The following is a 26053-nucleotide window of genomic DNA, read 5'->3' as shown; positions in this document are numbered from 1 at the left end:
GTACATCGAAAACTACAACAAGGACGCCAAGCCGTTCACCTGGACCAAATCCGCGGAGTATCTACTGGGCAAGATGAAACGCAAACAAACCATTAACACGGAACACTAGTCTTAGCGGGCCGGTACAATTTTGGCGTCGGCTCAGACTAGTTTGGAGAAATGTCGCCATCCACTCCTCAAGAAGCTGATGCGGTACCTTTCGTGCTGCTCGGCGCGGGTTTCTCTAAAGCCATCAATAGCCTCATGCCTACTCTCGCGGAGCTCCGCCCACGTGTCCTGGATCGATTGGGCGTGGATCCGTCCGAGCTAATTCCCTATGGGAACGATCTGGAACAGTGGCTCTCATTTCTCTCCGTCGATCAGCCCTGGCTCACTGATGTCGAGAATCTCTCCAACCGTGTGATGTTTCTGCGCGCCAGTACCGCGGTCAGTGAATGTATACGGGAGATTGAGCAAGAGGTCGTTGAGACGCCGTTTCCTAGCTGGCTCAGTCGTTTGGTGGCATCCTGGTGCGCAGATTCGGCGACGGTGGTTACGTTCAACTACGACGTCTTGGTCGAAAGGGTCCTCACTGCGCTGGGACTCGTTGCTGAATGGGCGGACGTCTATCGGGTCCCGCTTGTATCCCGACAGCTGGGGGCATCTGCTGGACTTAGCTATGGGGTGATGAATCCGCCAGGATCCACGCTTGAACTCCTCAAGCTTCATGGCTCTACCAACTGGGGTTACGGGGGAATCAATGCTCCTAGCAGCGAGGTGATGTGTCTTCTGCAATCGGGTCAAGGCTGGTCGCACAAATCGAAGACGAATGAGTCACCACGGAGCAAGGGTATGTTCGACGACTTGCAACCCATGATCGTTCCCCCACAGGCACCAAGAACGCCTTCTATACAAACGCGGGGCTTCGCGCCCAATGGCGCCAGGCTGCAGCGTCGCTAGCCCGCGCATCAACAGTCACGATCATTGGTTATTCGTTTCCGGCAACAGACCTTGCCACCAGACAGTTTTTTTCAGGGTCCCTCCCCAACGTGCCCATTACCGTCGTCGACAGATCAACCCGAGCGGCAGACACCGTCGAAGAAATCGCCACCAGCAACAGTTCCCTCAGCCGCTTCATAGGCAACAACGCTGTCGCGGACTATGTAGATGCCAATTGCGGTGATGTCGTCCGGTGGGGCATTGATTACACTTCCGGCGCCAACGTTCCATGGGTTGAAGTCAATGGGCAGAAACGTCATAGGCACGACTCTGGTGAGGCGCAGGATGCGCAGACAGCCGCGGGAGCCCTTGCTGTTGAAGAAATTCCCACGCTCGAACTCAATCGCGGAGATTTCAGCCAGGACGCATCGAAGACCCACTGGGCACCCCAGCCCCTGGCTTATCGCACATAGGGGACTGCTCCGGATCTCCATTGCCGTGTCGGACACATCGTTACTGGCCTGCCGGCTGCGCGCAGGGCCAGCGTTGCCGTTTCCGGGGAGTCCCTTGGTAGCCTAGATCGGTTGATATCGGCAGCCTGCCAGACCCGATCTGGGTGAAGATCGTTCTGCCGCTGATGCTGTTTACCGTGGGCATTTGCTGTGGGCACTTGTCCGTCGGCCGGCCCATGTTAATACCGAAAGGGCTGCGCGCATTTTCCTCAAGGGATAGCCTGTGGAACGCTGCGGCCGCAAGGACATGTCCAATTAAGGCCTATTGTTCAGAGGTATTTTCATGAGCTGGGTGTCCTGCCAGCCGTCTCCGGGATGCGTGCATCCCGGGCAGAATATGCGAGGAATACATGTAGCAATCGTTAATCGAATCCCTTACTCAGAGGATGATTGTCTTCGGCGCAACCCCCTCTCCCAGCCCCGGCGAGAATGGGCTGCGGCCAGGTCTTAGTGCCGATCAGGTGACACCGGGACTTCTCGGATTCGTTATGACAGCGTTCATGGTTATTGCCGTTGTCGCGCTCATGGTGTCCATGACCAGACGAATTCGCCGCGTTCGGTACCGGGCCCAAGTGAGCGAAGCTGACGCAGGCGGCCTTGCTGCACCCGATGCCCGCAGCGGCGAGGGGTCCGAAGACCAGGCCCGACAAGGCTGACACGCCGCTCGGCAGGCCTCCTGCCGAACGGTTTACGTGTTGATGATGAGGCTGCAACCCGCCTTCAGCGGCTGGATCAGACGCCGTTCGTGGGGTCAGGCCCCTGGTTCGTTCAGTGCGCTGCTGATGAGGGCTTTGAGGGTGCTTTTCTCGGCCAGGCCGAGCATGCGGGCGCTGACTCTGCCCTGTTTGTCCAGTACGAGGGTTGTGGGTACTGCCCGCGGCGGGACGTACTCGGCCAGGGCGAGCAGGATGCTGCCATCGGCGTCATTGAAGCTGGGGTAGGTAGTGCCGAAGGTCCGTTCAAAGGCGGCGGCCGTGGCAGCGGTATCGCGCAGGTTAATGCCGTAGAACCGCACACCGTCGTCTTTGTTTTCCTGATACAGGGTCTCCAGTGTCGGGGCTTCCGTCCGGCACGGTGCGCAGGCCGCGTACCAGACGTTGAGAACCGTCACCGATCCCCGCCAGTCTGTGGAGCTGAGGACCGTTCCGTCGTAGAGCGGACCCTGCATCTCCACCGGGGCGCTCCTGTCGTTGGAGGCGTATTCGGAGACCGAGCCGTCCCCGGCGATGTAGTTCTTGTTGTCCCCGGCCCGGGCCTGGGCTGCCAGGGAATCCGGGGCGGCACAGCCTGTCAGGAGCAGGGCGCCTGAGGCCATGCCGAACAGGACGCTGCGGCGGCCGGGCAATGATTCTCCGGCTGATGGTGCGGGGGAGTGGACGTTCACTGTCTGGTCCTTTTCGTTCTATACGGGGGTGGTGATGGTCCCGGCGAGGTTCTGCAGCTGGTAAATCCAGAGCATCCAGACCCCTGAGACCATCAGGATTCCGACGAGGATGAGCAGCGAACCGCCAATGATGTTGAACGTGCGGATGTGCCGGCGGATGAAACCAAGGGTCCTGGTGACCCAGTTCAGGCCCAGTGCGACCAGGACGAAGGGGATTCCCAGCCCCAGGCAGTAGACGAATCCCAGCAGGGCCCCGCGCCAGGGGTCCCCGGTGGTGGTGCTCAGCGCCAGGACGGCGCTGAGGGTCGGCCCCATGCACGGTGTCCATCCAAGACCGAAGACGATACCGAGCAGCGGCGCCCCGGCGACGCCGGTTCTGGGACGGAAGGACAGTTTCCGGGTGGTCTGAAGGAAGGAGAAACTGCCGACCAGGACCAGGCCCATCAGTACGACGAACACTCCCAGGGCGCGGATCAGCGTGTCCTGCCACTGCACGAGCCAGCCACCGATGACACCGAAAGCCGCCCCGTACAGCGTAAAGACAGCGGCAAAACCGAGAATGAAAAGACCGACACCGGTCAGGACCCGCCGCCTGTTGTCCGGGCGTGAGGGGTCGGTCAGCCCGGAGACGTAGCCCAGGTACCCGGGCACCAGCGGAAGGATGCATGGAGAAATGAACGACACAGTCCCTGCGGTCATGGCCAGCGGCATCGCCACCAACAAGGCTCCGGACTGCACCATCTCGGCGAAATATCCGCCAATGCTCATCGGTGTCTCCTCGGTCAATATCTGAAGCTCCGCCAAACCGGCAACAGCATCGCCCCGCCCACCGGTTGAGCGAAGGCCGCACTCACGTCCGTGGCTCTACGTGTGGGAAGCGTTCGAAACTCTGGCGAGCGTCGCGGCGGCCCTTTCGACATTACAGCATGGCGGCGATGACATCATAAATCTGCGCTATCATCGTCATATGACGATTGAACCTATGGTTTCCGCGGATCCGTGCCGCCAGCTCAGTCCTGCGGCGGCGCTGTTCCATTCCCTCAGTGACCCGACCCGCTTGAGCATCGTGAAGCGCATGGCCGGCGGTGAGGTCCGGGTTGGTGACCTTACAGGGGAGCTGGGCCTGGCCCAGTCAACGGTATCCGCCCACGTCGCATGCCTGCGCGACTGCGGCCTGGTCGAAGGCCGGGTGCAGGGTCGCAGCGTCTACTATTCACTCTCCCGTCCGGAATTGATGGACATGCTCACCCAGGCAGAGATCCTGCTTGCCGCCACCGGCAACGCGGTCAGCCTGTGCCCGAACTACGGCACCGGCAGCACCGGCGCCGCCCTGGCAGAAGAGAACACACGATGAGTGACGCCTGCGGCTGCAGCGATGAGAAGACCGGGACCGGCGAGTCCGACGAGGCGGAGGAGGCCGTAGGTTTTTGGCAGGTCCGCGAGGTCCGGGCGGCAGCCGTTTCCGGTGTCCTGCTCCTGGCGGGGTGGATCGCTTCCCTGGCCGGTGGGCCCCAGTGGCTGACGCTTCCCCTGGAGATCGTCGCGCTGCTGGTTGCAGCCTGGACGTTCGTTCCCTCCACCCTCCGCCGCCTGGTGAAGGGCAAAATCGGGGTCGGGACGCTGATGACCATCGCCGCAGCCGGCGCCGTCGCCCTCGGTCAGTTCGAGGAGGCGGCCATGCTGGCCTTCCTCTACGCGATTTCTGAGGGACTCGAGGAGTACTCGCTGGCGAAAACCCGCCGCGGCCTGCGTGCCCTGCTGGACCTTGTCCCGGCCGAGGCGACCATCCTGCGCGGCGGCACCGAGCTCACGGTCGACCCTGCAGAACTCATCCCCGGGGACCGGATGGTTGTCCGACCCGGGGAGCGCCTTGCCACTGACGGCAGGATCCTCACCGGGCGCACGTCCCTGGACACATCGGCGCTCACCGGCGAATCCGTTCCGGTCGAGGCCGGGCCGGGAAGCGAGGTCTACGCCGGGTCGATCAACGGCACCGGCCCGCTCGAGGTGGAAGTCACCAGCACCGCGGAAAACAACTCCCTGGCCAGGATCGTGCACATCGTCGAGGCCGAGCAGTCCCGCAAGGGCCCGGGCCAGCGACTGGCCGACTCCATCGCCAAAAAACTCGTCCCCGGCATCCTGATCGCCGCCGCACTGATCATCGTCTTCGGCTTCATCGTCGGCGAACCGCTGCTGTGGTTCGAACGCGCCCTCGTCGTCCTGGTCGCAGCCTCGCCCTGCGCACTGGCCATCTCCGTACCCGTCACGGTCGTCGCTTCCGTCGGTGCAGCCAGCCGCATCGGCGTTCTCATCAAAGGCGGCGGCGCCCTGGAAACCCTCGGCAGAATCCGCACTATCGCGCTGGACAAGACCGGAACCCTCACCCGTAACAAGCCAGCCGTGATCGAGGTCGCCGCAACCGGCACCGCCACCAGGGAACACGTCCTGGCCCTCGCTGCCGGACTGGAGGCCCGCAGCGAACACCCGCTCGCCCGCGCCATCCTCGCCGCCGCCACGGACCGGGCGGCCGTCACCGAGGTCGACACCGTCCCCGGCGCAGGCCTGAAAGGCCGGTTCAATGGCAGGACCGTCCGCCTCGGCCGGCCGGGCTGGATCGACGCCGGCCCCCTGGCGGCCGAGGTCGAGCGGATGCAGCAGGCCGGCGCGACCGCCGTCCTCATCGAAGAAGACGGCCAGGTCATCGGCGCGGTCGCGGTCCGTGACGAGCTGCGCCCCGAAGCCCGGGAAGTCATTGCCCGGCTCACAGCCTCCGGCTACACCACCGCAATGCTCACCGGTGACAACCTCATCACCGCCACGGCACTGGGTAAGGCCGCGGGGATCACGGAAGTCCATGCCGACCTCCGGCCCGAGGACAAGGCCGAGATCATCCGCACGCTCCAGGGCCGTGCCCCCACCGCCATGGTCGGCGACGGCGTCAACGACGCCCCGGCACTCGCGACCGCCGACACCGGCATCGCCATGGGCGCCATGGGCACCGACGTCGCGATCGAAACCGCCGACATAGCCCTGATGGGCGAGGACCTGAACCACCTTCCCCAGGTCTTGGACCATGCGCGCAGGACCCGGCGCATCATGCTCCAGAACGTGGGCTTGTCCCTGCTGCTGATCGCGGTACTGATCCCGCTCGCGCTGTTCGGCATGCTCGGCCTGGCCGCCGTGGTCCTCATCCACGAACTGGCCGAAATCGTCGTCATCGCCAACGGCGTCAGGGCAGGCCGGATCAGCCGCAAGACCGCGTTCCGGGCCGCCGAGCCCGCCCCCGCGCTGGAACCGGCAGCGTGAGCGCCGAAACCACAGCCGGGCCGGATATACCAGCCCGGCAGGCCCGACGGTCCAGGACGGTGCTGCTTCTGGTGGCAGCCGTCCTGGCCGCAGCCGACCTGGTTGTCAAAGCCGTAGCCGAAGCGCTGCTCTCCACCGGCGCGACGTCCGACCTTGGCCCGATCAACATCAAGCTGCTTTATAACCGCGGTGTCGCGTTCAGCCTCGGCGCGGACCTTGCACCTTGGGTCGTCATCGCCGCCACCGGCCTGATCATCGCGGCCCTGATCTGGTACACCGTCTCCTCAGCCCCATCCATGACCCACCTCTCCCGTGCAGGATCGGCCCTTCTGCTCGGAGGAGCGGCCGGGAACTTCATCGACCGGCTCGACGGGCACGGTGTCGTCGACTACCTGCACAGCGGCTGGTTCCCCACCTTCAACCTCGCCGACGTGTTCGTCACCACCGGAGTAGCGCTCCTCGTCCTTGGCACCATCATCCTCCAGCGGCGGCACGCCGGCGGCTAAGGCTCTGTCCGGTCCATCACCGGAGGTTGGCCGTGGAAGGATCGATTCAGCCGCATGGGTCTGGGCTTGGTCATCCTCATAGCATCCGGCCCCCTGGAACGTCTCAACAGATTTTGGACGTAAGTGAAGCCAGCACCGGCGAAACACCACACAGGGTTCCCGTGATTGTCTGCTTATGGAACACAAGCTTCAGTTTATGGAACACAAGCTTCAGTCCCGTTATGCAAATGTGACAAAGCGCTGGATTTTCGAGTAGGGTCGAACGCGTGCCGGTTTCTCCGAATGCGGCACTCCTGAGCAGATTGCCTAACTCTGCCGCTGCCCGGGATCCGTTCGCAACATTCGTCCGGCAGAGACGGGGAACCCAACAGTGGCCTGCTTCGGGCAGGCCTTGGGGTGAAGCCGCGCCTCCTGCATTGCGCTGGAACTGCGGCCGGGTGTCTCCCATCCGAATCCGACAGCTAACCTCGCAGGCAGTGGGAGAGGCCCCTTCATGCCCATTCGCCGAGCTCACGGCCGCCACCGCGCGGTCCCCGTCCAGACCAGTGCCCTTGCGGTCCTGTCCAAATCCGTCGCTGACAATGCCGGCGGTGTGGGCCGTCAGGCGGCCGTCATTGCTGCAGCTTCCGGTCTCGTCCTGACCAGCGGCGTTGCCGCGCAGGCAGCTGAGGCCCCGGTTCAGCGCGACGCGGAGCCGACCTCGAACCTGGAGGTCACCAGCCAGGTACAGGCTCCGCTCAGCGCAGATGCCACGGTCCAGATCTCCTTCGAGCGTCCTGCCGTGGAGACCACGCCCGCCCCTGTTGTAGAAGCACCCAAACCAGTCGCCGTTGCGAAGGCTGCTGCGCCGGCCAAGGCTCAGATCACCGTCACGCCCGCTGCGGCCGCACCGGTGGCCGCCCCGGCAGCAGGCGGAGTCAACGCCACGATGGTTTCCGCCGCCTACGCCCAGATCGGCATGATCCAGGACTGCACACGACTGGTGGAAAACGCCCTGGGTGCCGCCGGGATCCCCGTCGGTGACCTCGGCCCCATGCAGTTCATGAACTACGGGACCGTCGTGAGCGACCCGCAGCCCGGTGACATGGTCATGCAGCCCGGACACGTCGGCATCTATGTCGGCGGCGGCCAGGTCCTCAGCTCCGGTTTGAACGGCAAGAACGAAACGGCTGTCCACCCGCTGACCTGGATGACTTCCAAGGGCTCAGTGACTTTCGTCCGGGCCGGGGCCTAACACCCAACTGAAGGCCGGCGTTTCGTTGCCTTGGGGGCAGCGAAACGCCGGCCTTCAGTGTGTCATCCGGTAGATGGGTGGCCCCCGTTCCTGCCGGCCGGCCGGTCTGATCGCGGCATCTTCGATCCAGCGGATGCTGTAACGTCAGGGAAGGCGAAACAGCTGCCACACTTTGCTCAGGCACACCAAGGCAGTCCTGCGTTCGGCAGGCCCCCCACTTTTCAGAGGAATTTCATGGATACGACCATGCCAGATAAGGCGACGAACGATGGGCCCCTGCCGGGCGGGGACCAGGGCAGAACGGCCGGCATGCCCCTGGGCGCCCGGCGACTTGTGCTCATTGGCGGGTTGTGTATCCCGGTCGGGCTTGTCGCAGGGCCATACCTGTTCGGTATCCAGCTCGTCGCTGTCGCCGGTGTCGTGGCGATCAGTGTCGCTTTGTCTTACGGGATCGGCCGTGCATGGTTCACGCGGTGGCCGCGGCTGACAGCCGCGGCCGGCGGAGCCTGGATAGCGGCCACGATCGGCTACTGGCTGACCGTCATGGCCGCTGCTGACGCCTCGGCCCCGGTCCCGGAAGTGTCCTCAGTGCTGTTCTCTACCGGCGTTGCTACCTTTATGGTGATGGCGGCAGCAGCTCTGGCCGGTACCGTCGCACGGTTCAGGTCCCGCAGGCTTCCGGCCGGAGCAGCCGCTTAACGTCCCGACCGCCTTAAACGACCGGTACGCCGGCCCCGGGAGGTGTGTGACTCTTATCCCCGGGGCCGGCGGCCGCAGAAGGCCTGGGGTGGTTCAGGCGCCGCTGTCGCCGGTCCGTTCCCGGCGGCGGGACAGATAAATAAGGCCGCCGATGACCGCCAGGACGATGGCGGCGATGCCGACCGTGAGGAGGGCGTTGCTGTCATCGGGCGGCGGTACCCGGTCCGGCACGGTGTTCGCCGGTACACTGACCGCCGCTGACGGCGCCGCTGACGCTGTTGCCGTTGCCGGGCCGGTGGCGGCGCCCACAGCCGGGTCCTCGACGGTGAAGGCGAAGGTTCCCTCGATAGGGTGGCCGTCGGAGGAAACGGTGCGCCACAGGACCTTGTAGGGTCCGTTGCTTCCCGGTGTGACGCTGGTTGATATGGTCGGTCCCGCGACCGTGACCTCACCGTTGCTGAGCGTTTTTCCGGTTGAGTCTGTCACCGTGATGATGCTCAGGTTCAGGCTTTTCGAATCCGTGGGTGGTTCCGAGAGCGTCAGAGTCACAATCTCCGGGGCCGCGGCCACGGTGGTGTCGCGTTCGGGGGATGTTGACTGGAGGGCATCGTGGGCCTGCGCCGGCCCGGCCCCCAGTGCGGTGAACAGCAGGGCGCCGGCGAGGGCAAGCACTGCCCTGGAGCGTCCACGTTTGAGATCGTTCATGAAATTGGTTCTGCAATTCTGGTTGTATCCGGACACTTGACGCCGTACTTTTGCGGCGCGGTGGCCCCGCTTAGCAGGCGGGGGCTTGGAGGTTGCAGAACCTGTGCGGGGGTCCCCGGACACCGACCTGTCCGGGAACCGCGGCCCTGGCCGGTACCGTCCGTGGCTGTGCGGGCAGGGCCCGGAAACGCGGCGGAATAGTCCCGGTTTCAGGGATCCCGTGCAGCGGCTTCAACCAGGCCGCCAGCGCCCAGAGGGCAGCCTCGCCCCCGGCCAAAAGGATCGCCGTCATCAGTGTCGCCGCAAGGTGCGGGAGCGTCATCGTTGAACCGGCATCGGCCGCCAGATGCTCGTAGGGCGCCGGGGTCTGGGCCGGCACCGAACTGGCCGCCGTGGTGGTGAACCCATGATGGGGCTGGCCGGCGGGACCGGACGTCCCTGCTGATGCGAGCCGTGACAAGGCCAGGTGCAGGGCAAGCTGGGAGGTACCGAGGTAGCCGACCAGCCGCGGGACTGTCATCTTCCGCCCAGCGAGGAGAACCGCGGAGAGGCCAACAACCGCGGCCACCGCCGTCAGAATCGGCAGTGCCGGGAGCTGCCCGCCGGCGGCAACGTGCGCGCCGCCGGCCAGGGTCAGCACGGTCAGCGCCACGGCGCCGGCCCGGGGCAACCGCAGAGGTGCACGCTGCAGGATCACCAGGTCGGCCTCCTTCCGGCGGAAATTATCTGTTCTTCATCATGTAGATCGGTAACGGTTCTGGGAGCTCCGCCACGTGCCCCTTATTTGACGGCGTCGGCGAGTTTCTGCCGGAACTCGGCTTCGGTGTTGAGGGTCAGCTTTTCGCCGTCCAGGAAAAAGGTTGGCGTGCCGGAGACGCCAAGAGCTTTCCCGTCGGCAATATCTTTGCGGATCCGTTCCTTCGTCTCTTCAGCGGCCATGGCTGCGTCGTACTTTTCCATGTCGAGTCCAAGTTCTTCGGCGAAGGTCCTGAACAGGGCGTTCTGGAAGTCCTGCTTCTCGCCCCACTGCGGCTGGGTTTCGAACATCTTGGCGTACATCTGTTCGTACTTGCCCTGCTGCGCCGCGGCTTCCACTGCCAGGGCAGCCTGCCCGGAGTTCTTGTGCGATGGCAGGGGGAAGTACCGGTTCACGAAGGTGATCCTGTCCCCGTATTCCTTCTTCAGTTCCTCCACCAGCGGCACGGCGGCGCGGCAGGCTTCACATTCGAAGTCCAGGAATTCAACCAGCTGGGCTTTTTCCGTCGCGGGGGTGGTGAGGCGGTGGCTGTCCTCGCGCACGAGCTGGGCGTCCGGTGCGGCCTGGGGCTCCACAGGGGCGGGTTTGGCAGCCGTAAAAACGGCGAACCAGATGATGCCTGCGCCCACGATGATGGCCAGCAGGATCCAAATGACCCGACGGGCTTTTTTGGCGGGGTCCATCGGGGAGTGCTCTGGTCGTGAAGGGGCGGTCTTGGTCGGTGTTTTCATCAGTGGTGCATGCTTTCCTGGTCGCGGTGGGCGGCTGGTTCGATCTGGAAGGTGGAGTGTTCAATGCTGACGTCAAAGTGCTCGGCGACGCAGCGTTGCAGGTCCGCCAGGATTTCTGCGGCGTGCCCGTCGGTCATGCAGCCGTCTTCGACGGTGACGTGGGCTGAGAGGACCGGTATTCCTGAGGCGACCAGGGAGGCGTGCAGGTCATGGACGTCTATGACGTGCGGCAGGGCCAACATGTGCTCGCGGACCTTCGCCAGATCCAGGCCTTTGGGCGTGCTTTCCATGAGCACATCGACCGTGGCGCAGAGCAGTTTCAAAGTCCGGGGAATGATCAGGACGCCGATGAACAGGGAGACCACGGCGTCGGCCTGGAGCCAGCCGGTCAGGGCGATGATGATGGCGGCGGCGATGACAGCGACGGATCCCAGGGCGTCGTTGAGGACTTCGAGGAACGCCGCTTTCATATTGAAGTTGTGGTTCCGGCCCGAGGAGAGGATGACCAGGCCGGCGATGTTGCCGGCCAGCCCGATGATGCCGAACCAGAGCATCATCGACTCGCCCACTTCGGGAGGTTCAAACAGCCGGCGGATGCCTTCGACGATGACGAAACCGCCCACGGCCAGCAGCAGGGCGGCTTGCCCCGCGGCGGCGATGATTTCGGCGCGCTGATAGCCCCAGGTCCGGGTCAGCGTGGCCGGCTTCAGTGCCAGGGACGAGGCAATCAAAGCGATCAGGAGCCCGGCAGAATCGGTGAACATGTGGCCGGCGTCGGCCAGCAGCGCGAGGCTGCCGGTAAGGACCGAGCCCAGGATCTCAGCGACCATCACCGTGAAGGTGATGGCGAAGACGGCAATGAGCTTGCCGCGCTGGCTGGTTCCGGCGGCGCCGTGGTCGTGATCATGTCCGCTCATGGGCGTACTTCCAGGGGGTGAAGGTCAGTGGGGGCAAGGGCCTGCTTGTCCTGGGCGCAGTCGGGTTCGGCGCAGCTGCAGATCGGATCGACGGTCAGGATGGTGCCCAGCAAGTCACCCAGGGCGTGCGCCAGCCTGGGGTCGGAGAGTTCGTAGCGGACCCGGCGGCCGGCAGGTTCGGCGGCGACCAGGCCGCAATCGCGCAGGCAGGCCAGATGGTTGGACAGGATCTGGCGGCTGACGCCGATGCCTTCGGCCAGGTCCGACGGGAAGGCAGGACCGTTCCGCAGTTCGAGCAGTACCGCGGCGCGGGTCGGGTCGGCCAGGGCTTTGCCGAACCGGGCCAGGACATCGATGGTGGAGAGTATGCGCATACCCGAAATGATACAGACGTTTGTGGATTCAGAATATTCTGAATCAAGATCGGCTGACGAACGACGTTCCCGGCAACCGGCAATCGGCGCTGTCCTATTTGCCGGGGTCATGGCCCCGGCCCGTTGTACTGCTGCGTTCATTGAGCCGGGCGAGCATGGCGTTGTAGGCGGTCAGGTCGGCGTCGTTGGTGCGTGCCGCGGCCCGGTCGGTGCGGCGCATCTCGCGGGCGTCGGAGCGTGACCACATGATGGCCACGCCGATGGCGATCAGCAGGGTGGGGATTTCGCCGATGCCCCAGGTGATGGCACCGGCCATCTGCTGGTCCTCCAGGGCAGGCAGTCCCCAGTCCCGTCCCAGCCCGGTGAACCAGTCCGGCTGCAGGAGGGTGGTCGAGCCCATGAGCGTCACGCCAAAGAAGGCGTGGAAGGCCATGGTCGCCAACAGCAGCAGGAGCCGCAGCGGGTAGGGGGCGCGGAGGGGCACCGGGTCTGTGCCGATCATCGAGAGGATGAACAGGTAACCGGTGATGAGGAAGTGGGCGGTCATCAGCTCGTGTCCGGCGTGTTCGCGCAGAGCAAATCCGAAGGCGTCCGAGTAGTAGAACAGCACTATGGAACCGGCAAAGTTGGCGGCAACGAACAAAGGATGCGTCAGGACCGCCGCGGCCCGGGAATGGACCAGGACCATGACCCACTCACGGGGTCCGCGGGAGCCGTCCCGACGGGGCGCCAGGGTCCGCAGGGCAAGGGTTACCGGGGCGCCCAGGACCAGGAAGATGGGGACGACCATGGTCAGGGCCATGTGGTCGAGCATGTGGGCGCTGAAAAGGACCCGGCCGTAGACCGAGGGGCCGCCGGAGGTAAAGAACACCAGCGCCGCCAGGCCAATGAACCACAGTACGGTCCGGATCCACGGCCAGCTGTCCCCGCGCCGCCGCAGGCGCCGGGCACCCATGAGGTAGAGGACGGCGGCGGTGATGGCCAGGGCAATCCACAGCCAGTCCGGCCTCCACACCGTGAACCACCGTTCCGGCGTCAGTTCCGGCGGAAGGAGGTATCCGGTGAGGATTTCGGCCGGGGTGAGGGCGGCGCGGATTTCTTCTCCGCCCGGGGGAGGGGTGCGGCTCAACGCCGCGGCAAGGCCGCTGGCGGCACCCATGATCAGCAGTTCGGCCACGATGAACCGCCACAGCAGCCGGCCAGCCCCGCTTGGGGTTTTCTGCTCCAACGCCGGGATCAGGCGCGCACGGTGTAGGTAGCCGATGATGCCCAGGACGATGACGGCTGCGGTTTTGGCCAGGACCAGGACCCCGTACGGGGAGGCCAGCCCTTCGGGCAACGGCATCCGGATCGAGGCGTTGATGATCCCCGAGGCGGACACCAGGATGAAAGCGAACAGGGCCAGGGACGAGAACCGGCGCAGGACAGCGGCTGTGTCCTTGCCCAGCGCTGTTCCCGCGACGGTGAGGGCAATCAGCCCGCCGAACCAGAGGCAGACCCCGACCAGGTGCAGGCCCAGGGAGTTGGTGGCCTGTTCGTGGTCGTTGCCGCTGGAGGCGTGGCCGATCAGGATCAGGGGCAGCACCCCTGCCACGGCCAGCAGCGCAGTAGCCGCCAGGGACCCCGGGGACCGGACACTGAAGGCCAGGGTCGATACGACTGCTGCGATGATTACTACCGACAGCCACGCATTGCCGGTGGGCAGTTCCGTGATGTAGGCGACGAGGCCGGCAGAGAACTCGGGACCGCCCGAGACGGGCACGCCGGCGATGTCGGCGAAACCCAGCACCAGCACGGCGAGGGCCGCAAAGGCCCAGGCAGTGCTCGCGGCGGCGGCCAGCATCATGACCCGGGTAAAGGCCGGATGTTCGGCCGCCGCCGGGGATGCCGGAACATTACTCCGCGTCCGGGAACCCCGTCCCGGAGCCTTCGGCAGGGGCGGGACGATGAACGCGGCAAAGACAAGGGCCCCGATCGTCGCGGCCATCGCAACATTGTGCGCGGTCTGCGCGAGACAGTATCCCCACCGGACCAGGGCCCCGGGATCCCGGGCCTCGGCCGGAAGAGTTCCCCGGCCATAGGCGGTCGCAACCAAAACCACTGCAAGGGCAATCGCGCAGGCGACAACCAGCCATACCGGCCTGGGCAAAACAGCCGGGCTCTCCTGTGAAGTGGAGGCTTTGAGCGCCACAATAAGTCCTAACCTGGTCCTGACCCCGTCCCGGGAGGGCAGGAAATGGAGCGCGAAACTGAGCTCAGCGCGCGACACCAGATTATCTGTAGAGTTGTTCACACGTTAATCGCCCGCGTCCCGAGGGGCGTACCTGGCGCGGGCGAGCCTCATACGGGCTTGCCATAAAACCAAAGGATAACGCGAAGCGTTAGCACGTAAAGGTAGCCTAGATGGATGACCCAGATTCCACCCCGAGCCCCCGCCGGGCCGGAGTGTTTTGTCCGGCTTGTCGATGCAGACAAAGTCGAAGCTGTCAGATCCAGGATGCCCGGGGACGCCGACGTGGCGGACCTGGCCGTGATCTTCGGGCTGCTCTCGGACCCTGGCCGGGTCAGGATCCTCATCGCCCTCCTCGAAGGGGAAATGTGCGTCTGCGACCTGGCAGCAACAACCGGTTTGAGCGAGTCAGGTGTCTCCCACGCCCTGCGTCTGCTGCGCGGGCCGCGGGTGGTTCAGGTGCGCCGTTCGGGAAGGATGGCCTACTACTCACTGGCCGACTCCCACGTCCGTATGCTCCTCGATCTCGGTCTGACACACGTGGGCCATACGGGCCAGGACCGGCTCCGCATCGTCGGAAGCGGCCACGCACCCTGACCGGGGCAGTCCGGTCCCGGCAGGTCGATACCCGGTGCAGCGATGTCTGAGCCGGAGATTACCGGTCCGGTCTGGCTTCCGTCGCTGCCCCCGTCGCTGCCTGAATTCCTGGCGCCCAACCTGCAGCCTGTCCCGCTGATCCCTGCACTGACGCTCCTGGCCGCAGTGCTCTACCTGGCGGGGGCGATCAGCTTGTGGCGGCAGGGCCGGCGCTGGTCCGTGGTGCGGACCTGTTCCTTCCTGGTGGGCTGCCTGGCCATCGTCGTGGTCATGGGCGCCGGCATTGAAGGGTACGGGCTGCGGATGTTCTCGGTCTTCATGTTCCAGCAGTTGACCCTGATGATGGCCGTTCCGCCGCTGCTGGTCATCGGATCCCCTGGGACACTGCTGCTGCGGGCAACACCGCACGGCAGGCTGGGCCGCCGGGTCCTCCGGACAGCGCTCTGGGGGCTGCGTTCGCGATGGGGACGCGTGGCAATTCACCCCGCCTTCATGGTCCCGCTGTTCCTGCTCACCTTTTACGGGGTGTACTTCTCCGGCCTGGCAGACCTGCTGCTGCCCACCTGGTACGGCCACGTCGGCCTGGAACTGATGTTTTTAATCTCCGGGATCCTCTTCACGGTGCCACTGATCTCCGCCGACCCCCTGCCCAGCCGCCAGACCCACTTCGGACGGATGATCGACATCTTCGCGGAAATGCCGCTCCACGCCTTCTTCGGGGTCGTCCTCATGATGGCCACCGCACCCATGGTGAAATTCTTCGCCACCCCGCCTCCAGGCTGGAACATCAACCCGATAACGGACCAGGGCATAGCCGGCGGACTGGCCTGGTCCTACGGCGAACTGCCGGGAGTGCTCCTGCTGATGTTCATCCTGGTCCGCTGGCAACGCGAAGAAACCAAATCCAATGCCAGTATCGACCGGGCCGAACTGACCGCAGGGACCCCCGAACTCGACGCCTACAACAACTACCTGCAGCAGTTGGCGGACAGGCCCGAACCGCGGCGCTGGCCCGAGTAGCCCGGGAACGATTTGACCCTCGTGAGAGTTGTACGGGTTGTAGAAATCACCATCTCCGTTGTTATCGAATTGTGACCTATGTGGTGGTCGTGTAATGTTGATTCAGGCTTTTCTGTATTAAGCCTTGGCTCCGGACGCTCAGCCCCGCCGGCGGCGCCATACTACAAACTCACACGGCGGGGGCGGAGGACCCATTAACGGCAGCGTGCTGCCTTGGGGTTAAGACGCACAGCGGTACGGGCCCACGCGGGCCGGCGCCGGAACTGTGTCCGGGCTTTCCTTGGTCCGAACCCGACAGCTAACTTCGCAGGCGACCCGAAAGGATCAGCTGTGCCCCCCTCCCGCCACGGCCGCCGCCGCGCCCTTCCCTATGACCGCTCCCGCCGCCGCGCCGCCGCCCGACCTCAGGCTCCGTCCCCGCGCCCGGCCTGGCTGCCCGGGGCTTCGGCTTTTGCCGCTGTTGTCATGCTGGCCGCCGGCATACCCGCCGCGCATGCCGGACTTATTGCCGCCGCAGGTACCGTCGCCGCCGCCCAGCCGGCTGCTGTCGAGGCCGCTGCCCCGGCCATAGCAGCGCAGGCACAGGCAGTCATCACCTATCCACGGACTGAAGTCGTGACCCGGCCCGCCGACCGGCCGGCGCCGGCAGCGCCTGCCGCCACAGGAGCTGCTGCCGTAACCCCCGCCGCAGCAGCAGCTGCACCGCCAACGGCCGTACCTGTGGATACAACCCTGGGGGCACCGCTGGCCAGCATGTCCATTTCTTCTCCGTTCGGATTCCGTACCAGCCCGATCACAGGCGGTTCCGGTGAGCTGCATACCGGGCTGGATCTGGTCGCCTCCTGCCAGACCGCTGTCTTCACCGCCGGCGCGGGGACCGTCGTGGAAGCTGGGTGGTCCCAGAACGGTGGCGGGAACCGCATCGTGGTTGATCATGGCAACGGCATGAAAAGCACGTACAACCATCTGTCATCGATAGAGGTCTCGGTCGGTGCCGTGGTGGCCAAGGGTCAGCGGCTCGGCGGGGCCGGAACGACCGGAAACTCGACCGGATGCCACCTGCACTTCGAAATTGTCCGAAACGGCGTAACTGTCGATCCGCAGGGCTGGCTCCGGTCGTGAACCTCACTGAGCCGCGTGAACAGCTCACGGCACCATCGCCGCTGCCCAGGAAGCGGCTCTGGGCTGTTTTCGTCACAGTCGTGGCCCTCACCGCACTGGGTTTCTTTGCCCTGGGCCGGCTTTCGGCAGCGCCCGCACTCGTCCCGGAATCGGGCGCGGACGCGGGATTTTCCCGGGACATGCAGACCCATCACGCGCAGGCAGTGGAGATGGCCCTGTTGATCTGGGACAAGTCCGATGACACCGAGGTCCGGGCGGTCGCCTACGACATTGCCACCGCACAGCAGCATCAGAACGGCCAGATGTTCGCTTGGCTGCAGGACTGGGGCCTGTCCCAGGCCGGGACAGCGCCGCCGATGGCATGGATGACGGCCGGTGGTACTCATGCCGGGACCGGAGCCTCGCACGGTGTCCAGGGGGACGGCGCCGAAGGTGTCATGGAAGGGATGGCCACCCCGGAACAGATGCAGGCGCTTCGCGAATCCTCAGGTGCGGAGGCTGACCGGTTGTTCACGGACTTGATGATCCGCCATCATCAAGGTGGCGTCGCCATGGCCTCCGCCGGTACCCGCTTAGCGGAAACCTCAAAGGTCCGGGACTTCGCCGCCCGTATCGTAGAAGCCCAGACAGCTGAAATTACTGCCCTTGAAGAGCTCCGCGGCCGACTTTGACCGCACCTAAGAAAGCGGGACCGCCCATGTCTGGTAAACCGAAAGCCCACGAGGACCGTAAAGCGCTCCTGGATGCGGTGCAGGCCAAACAGCGCACCGCCGACAGGCGGCGGGCCTGGCTGATCTACGGCACGGGTGCGGCCGTGGTCCTCGCAATCGTCGCGGCGGTGACCTTCGTCGTTGTCGGGGAGGTCCAGCAGCGCGACCGGCTTAATGCCGCGGCGGCCCGGCCCATCGACGGGGAGCAGGACTATCCCGACCAGTCCAGGAACCACACCAGCGAGCCCGTCAGTTATCCGAAGACTCCGGCCACGGGCGGGGACCATGCCCCGGTCTGGACGAACTGCGGGGTCTACACAACGCCCGTGGAACAAACGCGGGCAGTGCATTCTCTGGAACACGGGGCGGTCTGGCTCACCTACCGTCCCGACCTGGGCGCCGACCAGCTCGCCGAGCTGACGGCCTTGGCCGGCAAGCAGGACTATCTCCTGCTCAGCCCGGTAGCCGAACAAGCCACGCCCGTGGTGGCAACAGCCTGGGGCAAACAGCTCGCCGTGGACAGCGGCAGCGATGAACGTCTGGCCCCGTTCATCAAGAAGTACCGTCAAGGGCCGCAGTCCCCCGAACCGGGGGCCGTCTGTTCCGGCGGCATGCAGGGCTGACGCGATGCCAAGCAAGGACAGGGCACCCCGTGCCTACGGGTTCCTGCTGTCCTGGCGATGGCTGGGCATTCTGGGCATGGCCGCGCTGTTTGCCGCGGCCTGCGTGGGGCTGGGTAATTGGCAGATGGACCGGAGGAACCAGGCGGTGGCCGAAATCCGCCGCGTCCAGCAGAACTACGACAAGGCGCCCGTGCCTTACGAAGAGGCCAGCCGCTACTTCGAGGCCCCGGACCCGGACGTGAAATGGACGACGGTTTCTGTCAGGGGTCACTATCTTGCCGAGGACCAACGCATCGTCCGGAACCGGCCCAATCACTCTGCGGCCGGGTACGAGGTTGTGGTGCCGTTCCGCCTGGTCTCCGGGGAAACAATCATTATCAACCGGGGCTGGCTTCCTATCGGGAACAACCGGCCCGGCTACCCGGATACCGTTCCTGCGCCGCCGCGCGGAACGATCGCTACTGTCGTGCGGATCAAACCCTCAGAAGCTGACTTTGACCGCAGCGCTCCGGAGGGGCAACTGGCCAGCATTGACCTGGCCTCCTACGCACGCCAGCTGGAGTATCCGGTCAAGACCGGCGGCTATGGGCTCATGGCCTCCGAAACGCCCCCGCCTGAACTCGCACTTCAGCAGCTCGCCCCACCAAAGGTGCAGGAAGGGTCCAACCTGTCCTACGCGTTGCAGTGGATTACCTTCGGGGTCCTGGCCTTTGTCGGGTTCGGCTACATGGCCCGGCAGCAGGCCCGCATCGACCGGGAGGAGCGTGAAATCCAGGAACCTTCCGGGCCCGGACAGCGCACCGGCCCACCAGGCAAACCACGTCGCCCGGGCTCCGATGACGAGGAAGATGCTCTTCTCGACGCCATGGGCCTCTGACACGGCGTCAGACAACCTAGCTTCAGCCTCGTCTCGCGCCGGCGGCACCGGCGCCAGGCGGACTGCAGGGTCAGCTGAAGCGCGGCGCACTCCACAAGGACGCCTTCACAGCTGCGGACTGCCACGCGGCACACATCCAATGCTGAACGCTCCGTTGGAGGATTCCCCGCCACCGGCCGCCAACTCTGGAGGGCCTGCCGGGTCGTGCGCTGATCTTTCCGGCGTTGCCTCCGCTTCCAGGCCCAGGCGGAGATGCGCCACGGTGCCGGCGCCGCCGATCAGCCTCTCTGCTTCCTCCGCCGGGCCATGGCCAATGAAAGTGCCTTCGATGTGCAGCTCACGGCACTCGTCGGCGTTGACCTGAAGCCGATCCAATGCGGCAGTCAGATGCCCCTTGCCTTCACGCGGCGATGTCCGGAGCAGAGTTTCCACGCCCACCAGGGCCGTTCTCCGGCCTGGAATGGACAGGAGCGGAGCCCCCCTTGCGTACCTCTAGACCGCGACGACCCAGATCGCTTCCGACGCTGACGCGCCCAGATCGATGTCCCGCCCGGGCCCGTGCAGCCGGATTGTGGTGACATCCGCGTAGGGACGGTGTTCCTTCACGGTGAGCCTCGCGTCCGGTGCCAGCCCCAATTCGGTGAAGTAGCGCAGCATCTGTGGATCGTGGTCGGAAACGCGTGTGATGGCCACGGTGCCGCCGGTGGCTGCCGCCGAGAGCTGCGTTCCTGCCGGCATGTGCGGCAGGCCGTCGGAAGGCGGGATGGGGTCCCCGTGCGGATCACGTGTCGGGTGGCCGAGGTGTTGGTCAATGCGTTCGATCAGCTTGTCAGAAACGGCATGCTCAAGGGTCTCGGCTTCATCGTGGACCTCATCCCAGCCGTACCCCAGCGCCTGGACCAGGAAGGTCTCCAGGAGCCGGTGCCGGCGGACCATGGCGACGGCGTGTTCGCGCCCCGCAGGAGTCAGCTCGATGCTCCCGTACGGTGCGTGGGTGACAAGTTCCTGCCTGGCCAGCTTCTTGATTCCCTCCGATACGGTGGACGGCCTGAGGCCGAGGCGCTCGGCCATGTCGCTGACCGTGATGGGCGTTGCGGACCACTCCGTGGCTGACCAGATCAGCTTGAGGTAGTCCTGGGCTGACGAGGACAAATCGGAGACCGGCATGCCATCAATCGTACCAAGGGCAGGCGCAATGTTAGGCTTAACGAACAATTTAGTTTTCCCATTGAAGCGAAAAGGAATCGGCATGCCGAAAACATTGTCGGAGAAGCTCCCGAGCAGGCGGTCCATGCTGTCCGGCGCTGCCGCTTTTGCAGCCGTGCCGGCCTTTACCGCCATCCAGGCCCAGGCTTCCAGCGGGCATGACCAGCATTCCGGCAACGGTGCCGGGGGAGGGGCGGCGGCACGGTCGGGCTCCGGGGCAGCGCAGGCCGGCAGTCCGTCGTCGGCCGTTGGTACTGGCGTCAGTCACGCCGGACATGCCGGTTTTGCCGGCGGATCCGTTCTTCCTGAACGGGCAGGGATCGACCCGACGGCGATCCTGCACGACTTCGACCGGGGCAAGACCAGCACCCTGCCCGACGGCAGGACCCTGCGGGAATGGGACATCGTCGCGGTCGATAAGGACTTCGAGATCGCACCGGGGGTGACGTTCCCGGGCTGGAGCTATAACGGCCGGATCCCCGGTCCGACGCTCTGGGCGAAGGAAGGCGATGCGCTGAAGATCCACTTCACCAACGCAGGGGCACACCCGCACACCATCCACTTCCACGGCGTCCATACCGCTGAAATGGACGGCACTCCTGGGATCGGCCCCGGGTCCATCGCCCCGGGCCAGAGTTTCACGTACGAGTTCGACGCCACTCCGTTCGGCACGCACCTCTACCACTGCCACCAGTCACCGCTTGCCCCGCACATCGCGAAGGGCCTCTACGGCGGGTTCATCATCGAACCCAAGGAAGGCCGGCCGAAGGCCGACAACGAAATGGTGATGGTCATGAACGGGTACAACACCGACGGCGGGGACGACAACGAGTTCTACTCCGTGAACGGCCTGCCGTTCCATTTCATGGACTTCCCCGTGCAGGTCAAGCAGAACGAGCTGGTGCGGATCCACCTGATCAACGTCCTTGAATATGACCCGATCAATTCGTTCCACGTGCATGGGAACTTCTTCCATTACTACCCCACGGGGACCATGCTGACCCCCAGCGAGTTCACGGATACCATCTCGCAGGTGCAGGGCCAGCGGGGCATCGTGGAGCTCCGGTTCCCGTTCCCGGGCAAGTACATGTTCCACGCCCACAAGACGGAGTTTGCCGAGCTGGGCTGGATGGGATTCTTCGAGGTGAGCGCATCATGAGCCTGGATGAAAAGACTGCCGCCGTACAGGCGGCAGCACCGCACCGCCGGACGCCGGTGCCGCGGTGGCTGCTCGGCGTCGGGCCGTTGGTGTTGATCGCGATCCTGGTGGGCCTGTTCTCGCTCCTGAACGCCCCGGGCCTCGGCACCCTTTCTGAGGGCGTTCCGCCCAAGGAGGAGGTCGCCGTCGAGGACATCCGCCTCACGCCGGGCCAGATCGAAATCACGGTCCGGAACGAGGGACCGGATCCGGTGTCCATCGCCCAGGTCAATGTCTCGGACTACTACGCACCGTTTACGCAGACCCGCGAGACCATGGCGCCCCTGGAATCCACCACCCTGACCGTCAGCTACCACTGGGTGGACGGGGACCCCTATGAAGTGGCCCTGGTGACCTCCATCGGAGGCAAGATCCCCGCCGTCATCGACGCGGCGGCCCTCAGCCCGGAGCGCGGCAGTTCCTTCTTCGGACTCATGACGCTCCTGGGGATCTACGTCGGCGTGATCCCGGTAGCCCTCGGCATGCTCTGGATGCCTTTCGTCCGCCGTTCGTCAGCCTCCTGGGTCCGGGTCCTGCTGGGCGTCACGGTGGGGCTGCTCGCGTTCCTGGCCATCGACGCGACCCTTGAAGCAGTGGAACTCGTGGCCGGCAACGGCGCGTTCGGCGGCCCGATGGTCGTCTTCCTCGGCGCCCTGACCGCCTACCTCATACTTGAGGGGACAGATGCCTGGATGCGCCGGCGCCAGGAACTCGGTGCCACGGGCCGGCCTGCAGCCCTGCCGCCGCAGCGTCTGGCGCTGCTGATCGCCATCGGCATCGGCCTGCACAACCTCGGCGAAGGCCTCGCCATCGGTTCCGCTTACGCGGTGGGCTCACTCGCCCTGGGCGCCTCCCTGATCGTCGGGTTCGCCATCCACAACACCACGGAGGGCCTGGCGATCGTCACCCCGCTCGCCAAACAGCCTCCCGGTCTGGGCCGGCTGGCAATCCTGGGACTCATCGCAGGAGCGCCCGCGGCCGCAGGGGCACTCATAGGAGCGACCGTCTACCAGCCGGCTCTTGCGGCTTTCCTGCTCGGCGTCGGAGCCGGAGCCGTGGCCCAGGTGGCCGTCAAACTCCTGCCGCTGCTCAAGGACAACGCGGGCAAGACCTTCACCCCGCTCACCGGCGCAGGCATCATCCTGGGGCTGGGCGTGATGTTCGCAACCGGCCTGCTCGTTGTGGCCTAGGCCAAAGGAATGCCTGCAGGACCGCCGTGAGTGCCTCATCCAGCCTCTCGCCAGTGATTTGATGGAATCAGACCTGGATTCAAAATTGCCATGAATTCATCCTCCCTGAGGCTTTCCTGAAAGCCTTGCACTGGATTGTTCGAGCTGACCGGCCACGGTCAGCTCGGCGATGCGTTCATTCATCGCTGTCCCATGCCGCTACGAGATCGCGTGGGCGTGTTTAGGTGGGCTGCCGGTTTGTTTCCGTGCGGACGATCATGGGCAGGAACCTGACGTAGAGGACCATCCCGATCAGTTCGACGAGCGTCTGGGTGACAACCACCAAAGCGGCCAGTGCCAAGGGTCCGGGAAACGCCAGGGCCAACGGGAGCACGACCAGGGAATTGCGCGTCGCGCCGCTGAAGACAACGGCGCGGGTGGCTGCAACATCGAGGCCGGCCGGCCTGGCCGTGAGCAGGCCCAGCGGCACCATGATCAGCAGGAATGCCGCGTAGAGCGGAACCACCGCCAGCAGCGAGCCCAGCTCCTGGCCGACGCCCACGATCTGCGAGCCGACAACGACAGCCAGCGTGGCCATCATCAGGGGAACGATCAGGGCCTGCATGGCCGCCATGATCATCCGGCCCAGGTGGGCCGGCGGGCCAGCGCCTGCGTCAGCGCGGCCGCAGCCAAGGGAATCATGATCAAAACAATCAGAGCCTCAACGAACGGTGCCGGGTCGATGGCAGCTACGAGATCCGGGCCGACGAAGACCAACAGATAGACCGGCAGCAGGAGCATCTGCGCCAGCATCAGCACCGGCGCTGCAGCCAGCAGCCGGTCACTGGTCCATGGTCCATCCCCTACCTCTGTTGCAACGGTAGCGGCTGTGGGACGAATCGCGAAGCGGAAACGCTCTCTTTGTGACCTGCTGACGAGTGGGAGACGATGACTGCTAATTTGCTGGCGAACTTCGCATTGTTGGACGCTCAACAACTCTTTCCACGAAAAGCGCCTCGTCCTGAGCGCGCCAGTGTCTGTCGATGAACTGATACACGCGCCCCTCCCAGACAGGGGCCGCGCATCGTGTTTGCCTACTTGCCAACCTGCCCGCAAACACCGTCGAGCTTGTGGCCAAACAGGGCCGGGCTCGAGAAGTCGGTGAAGCCCTTCGTTGTGGCCGACAGCGATGCAAGGTCACTGTTAGTCGAGTGGCTGCCGTAGCCTGGTGTGACACCGGGAGGGTCGGCGACATCTCCCAGCGGATGATTCGCAACGGCGTTGGCGTTGGCGCAATCGAAGGATTCCACGAGCGGGTGGATTGTTGCTGACGCCGCGGGCGCAAACCCTAAAATTCCAGCAAAAACGATAACGGAAACTGCGAGTGATTTCCTCGTCAGGGTCATGGTTTTCTCCTTACTGTCAGGAGCGACGGAGCGACGCTCGAGTTCCATTAAGCCCTCGTGCCGACGGCAAAGACAATAGCGCCGGCATTCGAACAACCGGCCATCAATGGGCGGAAGTATTTCAGCGTCCGTTTGTCGAATTCGGCGCTGCGGGGTCCGTACCTGGCCCAGGTCTGATCACTGATCGGTTGCCAGTTCAATCTCACCGCCGGTCCTAGTATCCGTCGGTGATGGACTCCAGGAGCCACTGGCTGGAGAGCGGAACACGGCGCAGCGTGAACGTTCGCAGCGCTGAGTTCGACGCCAGGCCAATTATCTACCCTCCAAAACCGTTTACGCAGGTCAGTCCAATCATTCCCCGCGAGGCACGTTAGTTGCGTCGGCGCAGTCCAGATTCGTGACCGGGTGCCCGACGGTTTCCATCGCCCATTCTGGGGCGGATCCTGACGGTCCAGCGTAAGTCAGTTCAGGACCGCCTGGCCGTGACCGTGACTGGCAAGGCGGATGGCGGGAATGGGTGGGTTATTTTGGAGCGGAGTCCCGGAATGTCTCGCCGCCGTCGGTTGATGTCAGGATCCCGTCGGCGGTGGCGGCCCAGATCCGGAGTTTTCCGTCGGAGTCTTTCGCCGCGGTAATGGCCTGGACTTCGCCGGTGATCCGGCCTTTTGGCGTCCAGGTTGCTCCGCCGTCGGCGGAGTGGTGGACCGCACCGTCGGGTTGGACCCCGACGGCCTCTGTGGGGGTGGCGAAGGCGGCGAACTGGATTACGGGTGCGGAAGGGACGAGCGTCCAGGTGGCACCGCCGTCGGTTGCCCGCCGCAGTCCGCCGGGGGTGGTGGCCAAAACGGTGTCGCTGGTGGGGTTTCCGGCCAGAACGGCCGGGCTAAAGTCCGTGGCCACTGTCGTCCAAGTTTTGCCGTCCGTGCTCGTGCGCAGGGTCCCGTCGAAGGCCACGATCCCGGACTTGCTGACGGTCAGGGCGTGGAAGTCCGATTCGCCTTGCCGGGAGAGCTGTTCCCATGTTTTGCCGCCGTCGGTGGATCTGACCAGACCGAGCGGGTTGGGAAGGTTGGAGCCTTTTCCGGGGTGGCCGGAGGCATAGTAAACGCCTTGGTCCTTGCCTGCGGTGAAGCCCATCAGGTCATTGGTGGCCCCGATTTTGACGGCGGGTTCCGTCGTGACGTCGAACAGGCCGTCGTGGGTAGCCAGGAGTACCTGGCTGGTGTCGCTGCTGACGGTGAGGCCGTGGATGTGGGCGCTGGGAAGGCCGCTGGCTGCGCTGCTGGTCTGGGTCGGCTCGGTCGGGCCGGAGGCGGGAAGGCAAGCCGACAGCGCGAGTACCAGAATGGTGCCGGTGGTGACGAATGCTGCCGACCGGATACGGAACATGGACGGGAAGGTCACGGGTAACTCCAGGGATCGATGTGAGACAGGGGGCAAGAATACCCTTGTGGCCGTGGCTGTCGGCCCACGATGCAGGGGAAAGGAGCGATACGAAGCCGGTAAACATCGCCAGCGAGATCGCAACCAGCAGGATGCAAGATTGCAGGTACCTGCGAAGAAGCCGCCAATCGTCCTACTTTTCCGCGCCTTGGTCCCGGACTCCCGAAGAACCGAAAGATCAACCGAATCTTCCATGAGGAGACTATTTTCTTAGCGGCTACAAATGTTGATGCAGGAAAGGCCTGTGGCTCGGAATCCCAACGATTCCGGGCCACAGGCCCCGTGTAACTGTGGTCTAGGCGCAATGCCGTTCACTTAGCAGGGGTGTGTTAATCTTTCGGCATGGCGCGTAGTGGATGGGTGACCCCGGTGGGTCCGGAGCGGTTGAGCGATCATGTCTCTTTGGGTG

General features: G+C 64.8%; 27 protein-coding genes, 1 pseudogene and 2 riboswitches. Of the genes and pseudogenes, 14 read left to right on the top strand and 14 right to left on the bottom strand.

What is annotated here, in order from left to right; all coding sequences use genetic code 11:
- Positions 1-159: 159 nt before the first annotated feature.
- Complete coding sequence (locus AC50YA_RS21895) at positions 160-939, top strand: SIR2 family protein (RefSeq protein ID WP_494984288.1); 780 nt, start codon at positions 160-162, stop codon at positions 937-939.
- 113 nt (positions 940-1052) lie between these two features.
- On the opposite strand, the gene AC50YA_RS21890 is transcribed toward AC50YA_RS21895, so the two are convergent.
- From AC50YA_RS21890 to AC50YA_RS21880, 3 genes are all read right to left on the bottom strand, one after another.
- Positions 1053-1238 (bottom strand): hypothetical protein, encoded by a 186-nt coding sequence (locus AC50YA_RS21890; protein ID WP_494984287.1) that lies wholly within the window; start codon positions 1236-1238, stop codon positions 1053-1055.
- 943 nt (positions 1239-2181) lie between these two features.
- Complete coding sequence (locus tag AC50YA_RS21885) at positions 2182-2814, bottom strand: TlpA family protein disulfide reductase (RefSeq protein ID WP_494984286.1); 633 nt, start codon at positions 2812-2814, stop codon at positions 2182-2184.
- Positions 2815-2832: 18 nt separating this feature from the next.
- Positions 2833-3582, bottom strand: coding sequence for a cytochrome c biogenesis CcdA family protein (locus tag AC50YA_RS21880; RefSeq protein WP_494984285.1), 750 nt, complete (start codon positions 3580-3582; stop codon positions 2833-2835).
- Between the two features lie 199 nt (positions 3583-3781).
- Here AC50YA_RS21880 and AC50YA_RS21875 point away from each other — a divergent pair, with 199 nt between their 5' ends.
- From AC50YA_RS21875 to AC50YA_RS21855, 5 genes are all read left to right on the top strand, one after another.
- Positions 3782-4168, top strand: a complete 387-nt coding sequence (locus AC50YA_RS21875; protein WP_494984284.1) for an ArsR/SmtB family transcription factor — start codon at positions 3782-3784, stop codon at positions 4166-4168.
- Positions 4165-6120, top strand: a complete 1956-nt coding sequence (locus tag AC50YA_RS21870) for a heavy metal translocating P-type ATPase (RefSeq protein ID WP_494984283.1) — start codon at positions 4165-4167, stop codon at positions 6118-6120. The genes AC50YA_RS21875 and AC50YA_RS21870 overlap by 4 nt, the downstream gene beginning before the upstream one ends.
- A complete protein-coding gene (gene lspA, locus AC50YA_RS21865; protein WP_494984282.1) occupies positions 6117-6626 on the top strand; it encodes a signal peptidase II in 510 nt (169 codons plus the stop codon). The genes AC50YA_RS21870 and lspA overlap by 4 nt, the downstream gene beginning before the upstream one ends.
- 293 nt (positions 6627-6919) lie before the next feature.
- A riboswitch (cyclic di-AMP (ydaO/yuaA leader) is annotated at positions 6920-7116 on the top strand.
- A 3-nt stretch (positions 7117-7119) separates the two neighbouring features.
- Positions 7120-7860 carry an NlpC/P60 family protein gene (locus AC50YA_RS21860; RefSeq protein WP_494984281.1) on the top strand — a complete coding sequence of 247 codons (741 nt, stop codon included), beginning with the start codon at positions 7120-7122 and terminating at the stop codon, positions 7858-7860.
- Between the two features lie 246 nt (positions 7861-8106).
- Complete coding sequence (locus AC50YA_RS21855; RefSeq protein WP_494984280.1) at positions 8107-8559, top strand: hypothetical protein; 453 nt, start codon at positions 8107-8109, stop codon at positions 8557-8559.
- Between the two features lie 93 nt (positions 8560-8652).
- Here the strand turns inward: AC50YA_RS21855 and AC50YA_RS21850 are convergent, their stop codons facing one another.
- The 6 genes from AC50YA_RS21850 to AC50YA_RS21825 all read right to left on the bottom strand — a co-directional run bounded on the left by AC50YA_RS21850 (position 8653) and on the right by AC50YA_RS21825 (position 14234).
- Positions 8653-9264, bottom strand: a complete 612-nt coding sequence (locus AC50YA_RS21850; RefSeq protein WP_494984279.1) for a copper resistance CopC family protein — start codon at positions 9262-9264, stop codon at positions 8653-8655.
- A gap of 70 nt (positions 9265-9334) precedes the next feature.
- Positions 9335-9961, bottom strand: coding sequence for a hypothetical protein (locus AC50YA_RS21845; protein WP_494984278.1), 627 nt, complete (start codon positions 9959-9961; stop codon positions 9335-9337).
- Positions 9962-10044: 83 nt separating this feature from the next.
- On the bottom strand, positions 10045-10752 hold the full coding sequence (locus AC50YA_RS21840) for a DsbA family protein (protein WP_494984277.1): 708 nt from the start codon (positions 10750-10752) through the stop codon (positions 10045-10047).
- Positions 10752-11669, bottom strand: a complete 918-nt coding sequence (locus AC50YA_RS21835) for a cation diffusion facilitator family transporter (protein WP_494984276.1) — start codon at positions 11667-11669, stop codon at positions 10752-10754. The genes AC50YA_RS21840 and AC50YA_RS21835 overlap by 1 nt, the downstream gene beginning before the upstream one ends.
- Positions 11666-12043: an ArsR/SmtB family transcription factor gene (locus tag AC50YA_RS21830; protein WP_494984275.1), complete on the bottom strand. Its 378-nt coding sequence runs from the start codon at positions 12041-12043 to the stop codon at positions 11666-11668. Before AC50YA_RS21830 ends, AC50YA_RS21835 begins: the two co-directional genes overlap by 4 nt.
- Before the next feature lie 94 nt (positions 12044-12137).
- Positions 12138-14234: a bifunctional copper resistance protein CopD/cytochrome c oxidase assembly protein gene (locus AC50YA_RS21825; protein WP_494984274.1), complete on the bottom strand. Its 2097-nt coding sequence runs from the start codon at positions 14232-14234 to the stop codon at positions 12138-12140.
- A 216-nt stretch (positions 14235-14450) separates the two neighbouring features.
- Here AC50YA_RS21825 and AC50YA_RS21820 point away from each other — a divergent pair, with 216 nt between their 5' ends.
- From AC50YA_RS21820 to AC50YA_RS21795, 6 genes are all read left to right on the top strand, one after another.
- Entirely contained in the window at positions 14451-14870 is a 420-nt protein-coding gene (locus AC50YA_RS21820) for an ArsR/SmtB family transcription factor (RefSeq protein WP_494984273.1), read from the top strand.
- A 42-nt stretch (positions 14871-14912) separates the two neighbouring features.
- A complete protein-coding gene (locus AC50YA_RS21815; protein WP_494984272.1) occupies positions 14913-15890 on the top strand; it encodes a cytochrome c oxidase assembly protein in 978 nt (325 codons plus the stop codon).
- Positions 15891-16034: 144 nt separating this feature from the next.
- Positions 16035-16217, top strand: a riboswitch (cyclic di-AMP (ydaO/yuaA leader).
- Between the two features lie 3 nt (positions 16218-16220).
- Positions 16221-17012: a M23 family metallopeptidase gene (locus AC50YA_RS21810; RefSeq protein ID WP_494984271.1), complete on the top strand. Its 792-nt coding sequence runs from the start codon at positions 16221-16223 to the stop codon at positions 17010-17012.
- Positions 17009-17683: a DUF305 domain-containing protein gene (locus AC50YA_RS21805; RefSeq protein WP_494984270.1), complete on the top strand. Its 675-nt coding sequence runs from the start codon at positions 17009-17011 to the stop codon at positions 17681-17683. The genes AC50YA_RS21810 and AC50YA_RS21805 overlap by 4 nt, the downstream gene beginning before the upstream one ends.
- Positions 17684-17709: 26 nt before the next feature.
- Positions 17710-18345: a thioredoxin-like domain-containing protein gene (locus tag AC50YA_RS21800; protein ID WP_494984269.1), complete on the top strand. Its 636-nt coding sequence runs from the start codon at positions 17710-17712 to the stop codon at positions 18343-18345.
- Positions 18346-18349: 4 nt separating this feature from the next.
- Complete coding sequence (locus AC50YA_RS21795) at positions 18350-19222, top strand: SURF1 family cytochrome oxidase biogenesis protein (protein WP_494984268.1); 873 nt, start codon at positions 18350-18352, stop codon at positions 19220-19222.
- Between the two features lie 105 nt (positions 19223-19327).
- Here the strand turns inward: AC50YA_RS21795 and AC50YA_RS21790 are convergent, their stop codons facing one another.
- Positions 19328-19660 carry a hypothetical protein gene (locus tag AC50YA_RS21790; RefSeq protein WP_494984267.1) on the bottom strand — a complete coding sequence of 111 codons (333 nt, stop codon included), beginning with the start codon at positions 19658-19660 and terminating at the stop codon, positions 19328-19330.
- 54 nt (positions 19661-19714) lie between these two features.
- Complete coding sequence (locus AC50YA_RS21785; protein ID WP_494984266.1) at positions 19715-20389, bottom strand: metal-dependent transcriptional regulator; 675 nt, start codon at positions 20387-20389, stop codon at positions 19715-19717.
- 82 nt (positions 20390-20471) lie between these two features.
- On the opposite strand from AC50YA_RS21785, the gene AC50YA_RS21780 reads away from it, so the two are divergent.
- The gene (locus tag AC50YA_RS21780) at positions 20472-21587 is read left to right on the top strand and encodes a multicopper oxidase domain-containing protein (RefSeq protein WP_494984265.1); all 1116 of its coding nucleotides are present in this window, start codon (positions 20472-20474) and stop codon (positions 21585-21587) included.
- A complete protein-coding gene (locus AC50YA_RS21775) occupies positions 21584-22816 on the top strand; it encodes a ZIP family metal transporter (protein WP_494984264.1) in 1233 nt (410 codons plus the stop codon). Before AC50YA_RS21780 ends, AC50YA_RS21775 begins: the two co-directional genes overlap by 4 nt.
- A gap of 220 nt (positions 22817-23036) precedes the next feature.
- Here AC50YA_RS21775 and AC50YA_RS21770 read toward each other — a convergent pair.
- The 3 genes and pseudogenes from AC50YA_RS21770 to AC50YA_RS21760 form a co-directional block, all read right to left on the bottom strand.
- Positions 23037-23641 (bottom strand): annotated as a pseudogene (locus AC50YA_RS21770) (arsenic resistance protein); the annotation flags it as partial.
- 248 nt (positions 23642-23889) lie between these two features.
- Positions 23890-24201: a hypothetical protein gene (locus AC50YA_RS21765; protein WP_494984263.1), complete on the bottom strand. Its 312-nt coding sequence runs from the start codon at positions 24199-24201 to the stop codon at positions 23890-23892.
- 522 nt (positions 24202-24723) lie between these two features.
- On the bottom strand, positions 24724-25605 hold the full coding sequence (locus tag AC50YA_RS21760) for a F510_1955 family glycosylhydrolase (protein ID WP_494984262.1): 882 nt from the start codon (positions 25603-25605) through the stop codon (positions 24724-24726).
- Positions 25606-26053 lie beyond the last annotated feature (448 nt).

It is taken from the genome of Pseudarthrobacter sp. RHLT3-21 (genome assembly GCF_059383495.1).
The sequence above is the reverse complement of the archived record's forward strand: the minus strand, read 5'-3'. Positions and strand labels throughout refer to the sequence as shown.